Here is a 14738-nt window from a genome sequence, read left to right on the forward strand (position 1 = left end):
GACTTTTTGTGGGTGGATATTGCTTTTGCATTTCTACTCTATATTATCTCGCAAAATTTATTCAGCTCATTAATCACAAATTTACTCAAAGAACTCGTAGATACATAAACTCAGGATTCATCTGAGTTTAATTTTTTATTTATTTCGCATTATTTTATTAATAAGTTTTTATTAGGTAAAAAATGGCTGGAGAATTTATGTAAAATATCTTTTATATCAATAAACACCAGTGTGTTTTTTCTTTATTTCGCTGAACTGCAATGAAAATAATCTAAAGGATTTCTTATGGGTAAATCATCAAATCGTGGTACGCAATACTTTTTCACTGGGAAGTATCTTGCTGATGACGATAATAATAATATTAATGCTATTGGATTTGGTGGTCATATTTATGCGCATGGCGGGGATGATCATATCACCCTCGGTTCAATTGCGGCGAAGGTGCATACCGATGTAGGGCATGACACGGTGGTCGGTGGGGCGGCCTATCTAGAAATAGAGGATTCTAAGGGTGATTTGTCTGTCAAAGGGGGTACCGGTTACGCGCATATTGATAAGCATGGTGATGGTAGCATTATATTTTCTGGCGCTGCCGGGAGTATTGCTGTGGAGCACTCAGGTAACTATGGTAACTTGAATTTTTCTGGTGCGGCGGCTTATAACAGTTTGAATCGTAAAGGTTTGATGGGCGATGTCGATTTTACCGGGGTGGGGGGCTACAACAAATTATGGCATGAAACCAATCAGGGTAATTTGTATTTTGCCGGAGCTGGTGCGAATAATAAAATCGACCGTACCTGGTTGAAACGTTATCAGGGTTCTCAAGGTAATGTAACGTTTAATGGCGCAGGGGCGGCAAATCGTGTCAGTTCGTGGGTGGAGCGTGGTGATATTACGTTTACCGGTATAGGTGCTAATAATCACATCATACGTAAGGGTAAAGAAGGGAATATTATCTTACATGGCGCAGGTGCATCAAACCGAATTGAACGTTTGCGTCAACGTCAGGATCAATACCCGCAAACCCGTGGCGATATTATTTTCTCGGGCGTTGGTGGTTACAATAAGATTTATTCTGATGTTGCTCATGGCAATATCAATTTTTCTGGTGTGGGTGCTTACAATGAAATCACCAGATCAAGTACCCATGATATTTATCATGGTGAAGCAATTGGTGGGGTATTGGAATATGCCAGGGCCGAAGAGGTTGTATTAACAACCGCGATGATGGGAGGAAGTTTTCTGCGGGAACCTCAGCAAGTGATGGGTATTAAATCCACAACAGAGTTAAATACTTATCTCTTTGCATATACCGATAATCGGTATACTCATATTAGCAAAATTCAACTTCTAAATGATCCTGTCACCGGTAAACTCAATTATTACCCTACGTCTTGGTATAAAATAGGCAATCATCTTAAGGATCTCGCGTCGCAAAATATCTATTCATCTAATGGGTTTATCGATATAAATGTTAATAATGCTTATCGTCTTTTCAATTTAGTGGTTGAATATCAGAAACTCATCACTGTTCATAGCGTAGAAGAAAACTTACTGGAAAATGAGTGGGTAACTTATATCGTTGGGGCGGACGTCAAGGCAGAAGATATTACCCTCTCTGATGCGAAAATGGAGGGACATTTTGTTTTTTCCAATCGCCAGAAAGTGGATGCTTCCGCAGTGAAGTGGAACCGTCAACCGAATACTTATGTGTATGCCAAATATATAGAGTCGTATACCAAAGTGGTGCAAGTTGAATTAGCAAATGATCCTGAAACAGATTCACTGAAATATTTGACCAGAGCGTGGTACAAAGCGGGTGATCATACCGGAGATTTGTCTAATGAAGATTTTTCTTTGGCAAATGGTTATCACCCCATAGAAGCAGGTGGTTGTACTCTCAGCCAACTCCGATATCAGTTCGATACGGTATACAGTATCTCTGAACAGTTAGAACACACGGAAGAATTGGATAAACAGAATATCGGTGAGAGTTCGGGGAACGTTAATTTTAACGGTGCGGGTGGCGGCAACGTTATTCAATCCAGTGTTACGCGCGGCAATGTCAATTTTGTCGGCGGTGGGGCGGCTAACGTCATTGTAAGAGGTGGTGAAGAGGGAGATCTGTCATTTCATGGGGGCGGTTTAGCAAACGTCATTGTTCACCAAAGCCGGCGTGGAAGCATGAATGTTAACGCTAGCGGTGCGGCTAACCTACTCGTGCGGATCGGTAATGGTCGATATCTGGCCCATCTTCTGGCGGTTGGCAATATTTCGATCCACAAAGGTAATGGTGAAAGCCGGGTTACTATGTTGGGTGGTTACAACACCCATACCCAAATAGGTAATGGCAGCGCGAATTGGTCCGCGATGGGTGGCTTTAATATCATGACTCAGGCAGGTCACGGGGATGTGTATTCCGTACTTTTCGGCGGCGCTAATGTATTGACTAAGCTTGGTGCTGGTGAGCTGGTATCCGGTATGTTCGGTGGCGCGAATATTATCACCCACATTAGTGATGAGACTAGAACGTCAGATACTACGGTTATTGCGTTGGGCGGAGCCAATGTTCTGACCAAGAAAGGGGCGGGTAATGCGCTAACGCTGATGGGGGGAGGCGCCAACGTATTGACGCACATTGGTGACGGCGACACAACAGGGGTGATGCTAGGCGGCGCTAATATCCTGACCAAAGTTGGCAACGGTGATGTGGTTGGCATTATGTTCGGTATGGGTAACTTGCTTACTCATGTTGGTGACGGTCAAACATTGGGGGTGATGGGGGCTGCCGGCAATATTTTTACTAAAGTCGGCGGTGGGGAAACGCTTGCTGTCATGATGGGTAAAGGCAATCTTTTTACTCATGTTGGCAACGATGATGTTTGGGGACTGATGGGCGGGATAGCTAATGTCTTTACTAAAGTGGGAGATGGTAATGCATTAGCTTTGATGGTTGCCTCCGGTAATGTGTTTACCCACATTGGTGATGGGAGAAGTGTCGCCTTGATGCTGGCGAAAGGCAATATCGCGACTAAAGTGGGTAACGGCATAACCTTGGCCGCGATGATAGGTGATGCGAATGTGATGACCCACATCGGTGATGGCAATACCTTTGCCGCTTTGATCGGCAGTGCCAATGTGTTGACCAAGGTCGGTAATGATCTGACAACCGCCTTGATGATGGGTAAAGCTAATGTCTATTCCCATGTGGGTGATGGCCCCAGTGTTGGTTTGTTTGCCGGTGAGCTGAACGCGATGACTAAAGTCGGTGATGGTACAACGTTGGCAGTCATGTCAGGTAAAGCCAATATCATGACTCATTTCGGCAATGGCTTAACCGGTGCGTTAGCGTTGGGGGAAAAGAATATTGTCACCAAAATCGGCGATGATTTTATGGGGGTTATTGCCGCAAAGAAAGCTAACGTTATCACTCATGTGGGCAACGGGATAACCGCTGGCGTACTGCTTGGCGAAGGCAATATTCTGACTAAAGTGGGGGAAGGGACGACTGTTGGCTTACTGGTATCGGATGTGGGGAATGTGATGACCCATGTTGGTGATGGTACAACCGTGGGATTCGCTAAAGGTAAAGCTAATATCATTACCAAAATGGGGAACGGCGCTGGTATTAACGCGGTTTGGGGGGAGGCCAATGTTCTAACCCAGGTGGGTGATGGTGATCGTAATAACTTCGCGCGAGGTAAAGCGAACATCGTGACCAAAGTAGGGGATGGACAAGAAGCGACGATCGTTCAGGGTGACGTTAATATTATCACTCATGTTGGTGACGGTGATGATTACACCGGTGCCTGGGGCGCTGCGAATGTTATTACTAAAGTAGGTACCGGGCGCAATGTTCTCCTTGCCAAAGGTGAAGCTAACATTGTGACTCAGGTGGGTAACGGAGACAGTTTTAATGCCCTATGGAGTGACGGAAATATTGTCACCAAAGTGGGTGACGGCATTCAGGTTACCGTAGCAAAAGGCAAAGCAAATATCACGACCACGGTGGGCAAGGGGTTAAGTGTCACGGCGGCTCACGGCGACCTTAACATCAATACGAAAATGGGTAAGGGGATTTCGGTTAATCTGGCGTGGGGCAATGGTAATGTCGAGACTAAAGTTGGGGATGGTCTCAATGTTGCAGTCATGAAAGGCGAAAACAATGCCAATATTCATCTTGGTGATGGTTTGACCGTCAATGCTGCTTATGCCCGTAATAATGTGGCGATTAAAGTGGGTAATGGGGATTTTTACAGTCTGGCGGTCAGTAACCTTGAAACTGATAAACTCTCCCTCTTTTTTGACAGTATCAAACAGACTGCATTAGGTGTGGGAGGCAGTCAGGCAATTAGCTATTTGGTTCGCGGTGATGAAGCGAATGCCTCCGGCGTACTTAAAAATCGTGGTGCAATTAATGTGGCGGAAATTTCTGCTATTAATGGTTTTGACATGGAGCAGGTCGAACAAATAGGTTCAGACTTAAATTACCAGCTCAGTGGTTCTGTGTCAGATATCGCGATGCCTGATATTGACTCGGTTGAAGGCGCTTTGAATCGGAGAATCAAATCGGTATCAAGCCGGGATGGAAATCTGATCATCAACGGTGATTTTGAACAAGGTGATCAAGGCTGGCGGTCAACTAAGGGTATTGAGGCTTACAGTCCAGCGAGCGCTTATGGTTTTGATAATGCGGGATATGGCGATCGGATCACTGAACTTGACGCTGAAGTTAACACCATCCTCTATCAAGATCTACAAAATCTGTATCAGGGAGATGTGGTTGTGTTGAGCTTCGATTTTACCGCGCGTCCAAAAATTTCCGCTGATAATGGCATGGAGGTTTTTTGGAATGGTGAACGGGTATTCTCGGCGTCTGGTGAGCAATCGGCATGGCAAAACAAAACGTTGAGGCTAATGGCGAAAGAGGGGAGTAACCGAATCGAATTTAAAGGTACCGGCCAGAATGATGGGGTCGGTTACCTGCTGGATAACGTTATGGCGAAATCCGAAGAATCATTGATTATCAATGGTGATTTTGAACAAGATGACCAAGGTTGGCAATCAACTCATGATATTGAGGCATATCTATCGGCAAGCGCTTATGGTTTTGATGATGCGGAACATGGAACACGGGTCAGTGAACTTGATGTTGAAACTAACACCACGATTTACCAGGACCTGCAAAATTTATACGCAGGGGAAGTGATTTTACTGAGTTTTGATTTTGCCAATCGCCATAATATCCTTCTCGCCAACAATGGCATGGAGGTTTTCTGGAATAGTGAACGGGTATTCTCAACCTCTGGAGATGTCACGGAATGGCAAAACGAAACGCTGCAATTAACGGCGAAAGCGGGCAGTAATCGAATTGAGTTTAAAGGGACAGGCTTAAATGATGGTATAGGCTATCTGCTGGATAACGTTGTGGCGAAATCTGGGGGGGTATTACCAACTGGGGTCATTCCTGAATATGTGAAACAAGATAAAGCGGCGCAAAATGCGTTAAACGATAAAGCCAAAGCGGAAAAAAATCGTCTGCTGCTGGAACAGGAAAAAGATAAACAGCTGGCAGTCGTGACAAAATTACAATCCCAATTGGAATCAACAGATCAGAATGCGCTGAATACTCAGGGGCAGGAGCAGAGTCGTGCGGTAAAAGAGGAGGCGCAGTTGGTAACGGATGAACTGATTGCCATGACTCAAGGTTTGGATCAGCTTGATAGTGATGTAGACCGTCATCGGCCATCAGGCGAACAGTGGTGCAATCGTTTCGCCGGTGGGTTGCTAAACCGCGTTCAGGATAAATTAAACGCAGTAAATTCTGCTACTCAACGGCAGTTGGGTGATGCACAGAAGATCATCGTCGCTAACCAACAAGAAGTCGAAAAAGCGGTTGCCAAATCGGAAGCCGGAGCGGCAAAAAGTGAACAGCATCGTGTCGTTGCAAGTCAAGATGTGATGGATGCGCAAACAGATACAGCGTGGAGAAAAGAAGAGGCGCTTTCGCAGCGACAGCGGGCCGAAAAAGCGAAAAATGATGCTAATACTGCTTATCAGCATGCTGAGAGTCGTGGCAAACGTGACATTGTTGAAGCTGAAAATAAAGTCACTCAGGTACAAGCTGATGCCAAAGGCGCGAAGCAGAGTGATCATGCCAAGCCAGAACGTCAGGGGGCGGAGGGCAGTGGTTTGTCAGGAGAGGCTTATAAGCCAAAGCGTAATATAGAAATCGGCCGCCAGATTAATCCCGAAGCAGTTGTCTATGCGGATGGCCGGTTTAGTCAAGGGTTAGGGAAGGGAGAACAGCAAGGGCTGAATCGTATTGAACAAGAGGTTAACTATTTACAGGATAAAATCGGGCTACAGGGCAATATCGGGCGCCAATATTCGATGAAGACGCCCGATGTCACGCCGACGGGCCATTCTTCCGTGCAAAATCATGATGTTGTCAAAGGCGATATACTGCAAAAAATTGATAACAAAATCTTTGACTTAAAAGCACATGGAAAAGAGTTGGAAGCTTATTCATTTCATTTTAGCCAGGATAGCCATTTTCTGGAAAAACTGCGGGGAATTATTCCAGAAATTGGCAGTGTACTCCTGACTCATGGCGATAAGGTTGAGTCAAAAGAGTTCCTTAAGGGATTGTGTTTCGCTTTGTCGGCCCGCTATTTGATTGAAGAGCGGGTGCAGGGGTTAGGGGGCGGCAAAGCTTATATGATGTGGTTGAAAGATGCGGTTAAAGCTTACAACGATAAATCAGTTAATAAGAAAACCGATATCAATGCGATTGAAACGGCTTTGCTCAACCAATATCGTCGGCAAAATATTGGCCCGGCGATTGAAGATCTATTATCAATGCAGTACAGCCAGTCGATGGATAGCTCTACCGTTGCTGCGCGTCGAAAAGCCAATGCCGCTTATGGTGGCAAGTTAAAAGCCAATGGATTGACAGGACCGAACATCAATAATGCGTTGAATTATGAGGCCGAAGGCTATGAAGCGGTTATGGATAAACTGCGTAATGTAAGAAAGTCGGCTTATATGACATTCATGTCTGAAGAACATGCCATGTCTGTTGTGGTACACAAAGGGCGTGCTCAGACAGTTTGGTCATTCTATGATCCCAACTTTGGCGCTAAATCGTTCGCTAATTATGATGATTTCCGCCGTTTTATGGATGATTTCCATAAAGGATACCTGACGCATTATCACTTTCAGACGAGCGAGCGGCTGGATCAGAGCTTCTATGTTCAATTCAATCGGTTTGAAGAAGGTCCCATGACCAAATATGACGGTATCTGGCAAAAGGCGCGTGATGGTGAACAGAGCTATGTACTACGTGCATTAAAAGAGCAAGGTAAAGCTTTTACGTTGAGTTCAGGGGTTACTGGGCGTGTGATTGATTACTGTGAAGGTCATGTAACGTTAGAAGTGATAACTAAACAAGGTAAGAAAGTGTTGGTTGAAGTTGAAGGTAGCAACTTTCAGCAAGTAGCCAGCTTTGTACAGTTGAATATCAGTAAGGTATTGACTTATTCGGCGGTAAGTAAATTAACATTTAAAACGCCGGTGGATAGGAAAGTGTCGCATCCTACATTAGAAAGATTGTCATCAAATGACGTTATTAAAAACAAAAATATCGATTCTTGGGAACGCGTGACTGTCACACCTCAAACTGATAGCCGTGAAACGCGTTTTAATGGTCAGATTATTATTCAGATGGAAAATGATCCGGTCGTTGCCAAGGCTGCGGCTAATCTTGCGGGTAAACACCCAGATTCCAGTGTGATTGTTCAGCTTGATGCTGATGGCGAATATCGTGTTGTCTATGGAGAGCCTGCTCAATTATCGGGCAATTTACGTTGGCAGATTGTGGGCCACGGCCGTGATGAATCAGAACAGAATAACAGTCGTCTGAGTGGTTATCGTGCCGATGAGTTGGCGGTAAAACTAAAACAGTTTAGCCAGCATTTTGGTCAGACGAGTAAACCGAGTCACATCAGTATCGTCGGTTGTGCGTTGATAAGTGATGATAAGCGAGATGGCTTTGCCCGCCGTTTTATCATGGCATTAGATGAGCAGGGTATTCGTAGTGATGTTTCCGCTCGTCGTAGTGAAGTTGCCATTGATGCAACCGGCCATAAATTTACACGCGATAAAAATAACCAATGGGTGAATAACCTGCCTGATAACAAAATCATATTCAGGTGGGATGAACAGGGTGAATTGAACATCAGTACAGAAAGGGTCGTGCGCGGTATTGCTGAAAGTGAAATCAACCTCTCTCACGTGGGGGTAGCCAACTTAGATAAATCAATCAAAGGGGCGATTGCGAATAATTCATATATTTTTACTACACCGGAGAAGCGTCGGGCCAGAATTAATAGTCATTCAGGTAGTACATCGAATACTCATCACTGGGAATATTCCGGCAATATTCAAGTTAAAGTGGGAGAGGGGGAATTTACCGCGATCAACTGGGGAACTTCGAATGTGGGCGTCAAAGTGGGTACTGGTGGTTTTAAATCACTGGCCTTTGGTGACAATAACCTGATGGTCCATCTCGGTGATGGTGATAGTAAACACAGTTTTAATATCGGTGGCTATCGGGCGCTTGAAGGGGCGCAAATGTTTATCGGTAATCGTAATGTGAGTTTCAACATGGGTCGCAGTAACGATCTGATTGTGATGATGGATAAATCCATTCCGGTACCGCCATTGGTTAATCCGTTTGATGGTGCTGCCCGTATTGCGGGTGTACTGCAAGGTATTGCGCGTTTTGATGAAGGACAAATGTGGTTGGTCTCTAGAGATGAACAGTGGACATTATCGGGCGCGAAGAAGTTTATCCAGGATATGTCTGGTTTAGATCAAACTAGCAGCGTGGACTATCATACCTTGGTAGATCTAGATTCTCGCAATGAACGTAGCAGCCGAGCACTGAAAGACGATATCGAATTAACACTGAATAAGAGATATAACGAGTGGCTAAGTAGCAATGGCAACCATGCTGACATCGGCAATATGAGTCGAGCGGAGCGATTCCGTTTGGCTAATGAAAAATTGGCGTTCAACTTTGCGGTGGGTGGTCAGGGCTCGGATATTCAGGTGACAACCGGTAGTTGGAACTTGATGTTTGGCGACAATATCCAGTCGATTCTGGATACTAACCTGGGTTCATTGTTTGGTCTGATGACGCAGCAGGTTACGGCAACGGGTTTGACGAGGACGACTTTCACCTATAATCCGCATGACTTACCGCGTCAGCTTAAGAACAGATTGCTTGGTCGGTTGTCGGGGGTTGGCGCGGAGACAACCTTTGCCGATATCTTTGGCGTAGATTACACCGAGGAGGGGCGTATTGTCTCTCGCACGGGTGAGCCGGTTGATGGTGCCGCTATTGTGCAAGAGATGATTAATATCATTGGGGAATTTAGTGGTGAACAACTGAAAGCCTTTGCTGATCCGGATAAATGGCTTGATGATTTGCGAGCTGGCATCAGTATGGGTGCGGAGGGGGTGAAATCGTTTGTGGAAAGTCACGGCTTAAAAAAGAGAGACGTTGAGGAAAAAAGCCAGGTTTCGACGAGTAATCTCAATATTGAAAAGGCGCAAATCAACTTATCAACGACGGGCAATCGTACCCCGGAACGGGCATTTGGCTTTAATGCGTTGAACGTGCCTAACCTGTTTGCGACGATATTCAGTAAAGATAAGCAAACGGAAATGACATCATTAGTCACCCATCTGAAAGAGAATCTGACGTCAGATTTGCTTAATATGGAAGAGAAAACGTTGGATTTTCTGCGTCACAGTGGTCATTTGCAAGGAGATGGCGATATTCACGTGTCGTTGGGCAACAGTAACTTTAACTGGGGTGGCGACGGTAAAGATCTTGGTGCTTATCTGGGAGATAACAATAACTTCTGGGGCGGTCGTGGTGATGACGTTTTTTACGCAATGGGGATATCTAATATCTATACCGCAGGTGAAGGCAGCGATCTCGGTGTCCTGATGGGGCGTGAAAATATGATGTTTGGTGGTATGGGTAATGATACCGCGGTGATGGCCGGGCGCATTAACCATTTATTTATGGGGGAGGGCGATGACCAAGCGTTCGTCTTTGGTGAAGCCGGTTTTATTGACGCAGGCAGCGGACAGGATTACGTAATAACCTCCGGTAATGATAATCGGGTGGATGTTGGGGAAGATCAGGACTATGCGGTAATCATCGGCAATAACAACCAGGTTAACCTAGGTAAAGGCGATGATTCTGCCAGAGTGTTTGGCAACAACAACTGGATTGATGGCAACGTTGGTGACGATGTGATTAAGCTGATGGGCTATCACGCGGCGCTTGATGGTGGAGAAGGTGATGATCGCCTGATAGCCGCGGCTATTTCGAAATTTAGTCAGTTTAATGGCGGTGAAGGGCAGGATTTACTGATGTTAGGCGGGTATCGGAATCGTTTCCAAGGAGGTACTGGCGTGGATAGTTTTGTGGTCAGCGGGGAGGTGATTGATACATTAGTTAATGATATCAGCGCAGAAGATGTGATCCTGTTTAATGGTGATATTGACTGGCAAAACTTGTGGTTCCAGCGCAATGGGTATGATTTGGTGCTGTCAGTGGATCGTCAAACTCAGGACGCCTCTGCTCAGGGGATCTTTGAATCGGTAGGTTCGGTCACCTTTAATGATTACTTTAATGGCAATCGCGCTAAGTTGGTGATACAGATGGGCAATGAGGATGCGTCAGGTGAGCGTGAATTTACGGCGCTATCAGAGAATGCGGTGGATTCCTTGATTCAGGCCATGAGTAGTTTCTCCCCGACAGTGGGTGATAATGGTTTTATTGAAAACCTGGAGAGTCAAACGAAAGCGGCTATTGCAACGGCATGGACTGATGTGACGATTGGTAAAGGGAAATTTGCTTAATTAACTCTTTATTAACTCTTTCTATAAGTCAGTAAAAAAGTTGTTATAAAAATGGCTCGCAGAAATATGGGCCATTTTTTTGAATTTTTATTTGTAGATTATTTTTGAGTTTTATTTGTTAATAATGTTATTGATTATTCATCACTATTTTAATATTAAATTTAGGGTTTTGTTATTAAATGGAATAGCTCACAAATAAGGTTGGAAGATTTGCTGGTTTCTAAGGGGCCTGTCAGCCCCGATTTTAGGATTCAGGTTAATATTCACTTCATATTGCGATATTGTGTTCTACTTCTTGCATAGATTGCCTTACGAACTCCGCAAATGGCTTTACATTTTTTCCTACCGAGGCTGATTCTAGCGCTGATAAATACTGAGTTCTATTTTTGAGTTTAATCACCGTCCAAGGGTATCCTCCGATTACCAGCAAGAAATTCATTAAGAATCTGGCAGTGCGGCCATTACCGTCGGGGAACGGATGAATGTAACCCAGAAAAAGATGTCCCAAGATAGCCTTTACTACAAAGTACTTCTCATTAGCGATCAACTCTTTCAGTGCTTCCATACAGTCCATCAATTGCTCGCTGGAGGGCGGTACATGCATTGAAGTGCGGATATAGATTGGTCCTTTGCGAAATCCCGCCAAATCCAGTCTGTTGATAATTCCGGCATCTACACAAGGATTGAACAGCGCAGTGAACCAGTCAGTCAAGCCAACGTCGATCAGATAGTGGATATCCAAGCCTTCCTTATCTTCATGTGCCTCACGCAGTAGCTCTTTCACCTTGTTGAAAGCATCATAATAGCCTCTGGCAGCCATTGCATCCTTCTGCTCCTTGTCCCTTTGGATGGTATCCGGCGACCAGTCACCTTTAGACAGGCGCTCGATTAATTCTGGTGTAACCTTGTAACCCTCGATGGATAGTGAGTTGTAGGCATCGCTTATGTAGAGACTGCTCATCATGGCGTGTGTTTCTTCGATTGAGCGCTCAAAGAAGTCAAAAGGTGGTGGAAAGTCATCGAATACCTCAATGACTTCTTGTCTCATCTCTTGCCATAGGAGCTTCACACGAACTGCGCTTGGGGATTCTCCCCGACTACCACCTACAATCATTGGAATATGGTCAAACGGGTTAACCCGCTTAATACCTTCAAAACCAGCTCCCTCCATGATGGTTTGTAGTTTCCGACTTTCGGCTCTCATCTTTAGCTGCTCGTAGGCGCCAATTAATCTATTTCCTGAGGCAACATTCTTGGTTGTCAGTACTGCCTCTGAAAGCAAACTCAGATCAGCGTTTCGGAGCGCTAGCTGAATGTTTAGGGGATTAACCCTGAAAGTTTGTGGGCCAGTTTCAACGAGTGCGCTTTCCAACGAATGAACATTTATACCGTTTACTCTGACAGTCTTACAGGGAACCCTTCCCTTGATGATCACCATACTCATGTTGTTAGGTAGGTTAAGTGTGCGAGGCGCTGTGTCTGAGGTGTAGACGATTATTTGGCTTGGTAAAGCATTGTTTGCTGTATGTAAATCAAGAGAGGATTCGGGACTTAGCCAGTAATCATCCCCGAAGATGCTTTCGACGTACTGCCCAACGAAAGACCAGATGGACTCATACCAAAGTACTGAATCACCCGCTTTTTCAGTCGTGAGATCTGCATCCAGGAGATACCATCCCCTGATAATTTGTTTGAAATAGCCTTTATTGACCAGAAGTGTGCGTTGTTTATCAGTGATTGATTTGGAGTTGAGCACATTGCCCACGGCCGCATCACTTGCAGCTCTCAGCGCTTCTGCCAACCTTTCGTTTCCAGTTTTTGCCATGTCTTTCTTCCAGCAGATGTTCAAGTATTCGCTAATACGGGAATACAATATTAGCTATTACGATATTGAATTACTAGCTTTTACGAACTTGCATTATTAGCTGTTACGCGCTTGTATTATTAGCTGTTACACTCAAATACAGTGAATTTAAGTCTTCTATCAACTAATGGTTGATGGTCAATATGCTGTAAAGGCCAAACAAATAAGTTTGGGATCTTTTGATAACTCCTCAGATCACTCGAACCGGATTGAGTTCCTTCAAAGTGCTCGACTATTTTGCAAAGTGATTCAGGACAAATTAACCCTAATATTAATAACAGTACTCTTTACTACAAAGTTATTAATTTTTTTATTTAATGTTACAGATCGCATTTTTGTGAATAAAAGAGACGCTATTATGCATTAGCGAAATCGCTTAACGACGGGTAAAGATAACGTTCTATTTGTCTGTATAACGATGAAGCTTGTCATTCAATTTTAATAATTACTATTTATTCAGAGGTCTTTATGGGCAGTACCGGAAGTGTCAGTGCGTGGGATGAAGCGTTATTAATTGCCGCTATTCAATATCCTGTTCCTATTATTAAGGGGCCTGAGGATATTCAGGTTCAAGTGCGGCAGATTTGTAAAACAATCGATTCAACTAAAGCCGGTTATCCTGACTTGGATTTTATTGTATTTCCTGAATATTCCGCTCAGGGATTAAATACCAAGATCTGGACTTATGATGAAATGTTGTTATCGCTGGACGGTCCAGAAGTGGATTGTTTTCGTCAGGCTTGTATTCGCAACGATATCTGGGGCGTGTTTTCAGTCATGGAACGTAATGAAGATCCGTCTCAGCCACCTTATAACTCCGCGATTATTATTAACAACAACGGTGAGATTGCATTGCATTACCGAAAATTACAGCCTTGGGTACCGATTGAACCTTGGATGCCGGGTAATTTGGGTATGCCGGTTTGTGAGGGACCCAAAGGCTCAAAGCTGGCGGTGTGTATTTGTCATGATGGTATGTTTCCTGAGTTGGCGCGTGAAGCAGCTTATAAAGGCTGTAACGTCTTTATCCGTATTTCTGGTTATTCTACCCAAGTCAATGACCAATGGATCTGGACTAATCGCACTAATGCTTGGCAGAACTTAATGTATACCGTATCGGTTAATCTGGCAGGCTACGATGAAGTTTTTTATTATTTCGGTGAAGGTACGATTTGTAATTATGACGGTAACGTTATCCAGCAAGGTCAGCGTAATCCGTGGGAAATTGTTACCGCCGAATTGTTCCCGCGTCTGGCGGATAAGGCTCGTGAGAATTGGGCGCTCGAGAACAGTATTTTTAATCTTGGTTGCCGAGGTTATGTTGGTAAACCTGGCGGAGAGAGAGCTAATTATTTGACTTGGGTGCGCGATTTGGCAAACGGTGAATATAAATTGCCTTGGGATGAGAACATCCGTATTCGTGATGGCTGGAAATATTATCCAGAAGGTGTGAAATTGGGGCCATTACCGAAAATTGATAAGTAAACTGAGAGACTGATAATGTAAAACCATAGGAGTGCTGTGATGCCGCTATTCTTTCCGTCCTATGTAAATTTAAAGCGTAGTGGAAAAGTGGTGAGTCTGGCATTCTTCTGGTATGAAAGGTATTGAGTGAAATTTTAATTATTTTTTGAAATTGAAAATAATATAAATATTTTATTGGATAACTATTATAACCAGGTGATTTTTTATTGTCTTTTTATTAACACCATTGTGTTTATTAATTGGTTATATTACTAGTTTAACATTAATTTATTGAATGAATTAATCATTTATATGATGATTGATAATGGTTTTAATTTTTGTGTAAATTGGATATATAAAATCTTAATTTAATTGAATTGAGATATATGGCATATTGAAGTGAAATGATTTTTTAAAAACGATTAAAGCAGAAATATATTTTAGGCTGGATGATTCACCGTGATAG

General features: G+C 43.9%; 3 protein-coding genes. 2 read left to right on the plus strand and 1 reads right to left on the minus strand.

Annotated elements, in window-relative coordinates:
• Nucleotides 1–285 precede the first annotated feature (285 nt).
• Nucleotides 286–10944: an MARTX multifunctional-autoprocessing repeats-in-toxin holotoxin RtxA gene (gene rtxA, locus Phpb_RS24475; protein ID WP_065390299.1), complete on the plus strand. Its 10659-nt coding sequence runs from the start codon at nt 286–288 to the stop codon at nt 10942–10944.
• 268 nt (nt 10945–11212) lie between these two features.
• On the opposite strand, the gene Phpb_RS10590 is transcribed toward rtxA, so the two are convergent.
• Nucleotides 11213–12769 (minus strand): Fic family protein, encoded by a 1557-nt coding sequence (locus Phpb_RS10590; RefSeq protein ID WP_065390300.1) that lies wholly within the window; start codon nt 12767–12769, stop codon nt 11213–11215.
• A 507-nt stretch (nt 12770–13276) separates the two neighbouring features.
• Between Phpb_RS10590 and Phpb_RS10595 the strand changes: the two genes are divergently transcribed.
• Nucleotides 13277–14293, plus strand: a complete 1017-nt coding sequence (locus Phpb_RS10595) for a formamidase (RefSeq protein WP_065390301.1) — start codon at nt 13277–13279, stop codon at nt 14291–14293.
• Nucleotides 14294–14738 lie beyond the last annotated feature (445 nt).

It is taken from the genome of Photorhabdus namnaonensis, assembly GCF_001684335.1.
Taxonomy (GTDB): domain Bacteria; phylum Pseudomonadota; class Gammaproteobacteria; order Enterobacterales; family Enterobacteriaceae; genus Photorhabdus; species Photorhabdus namnaonensis.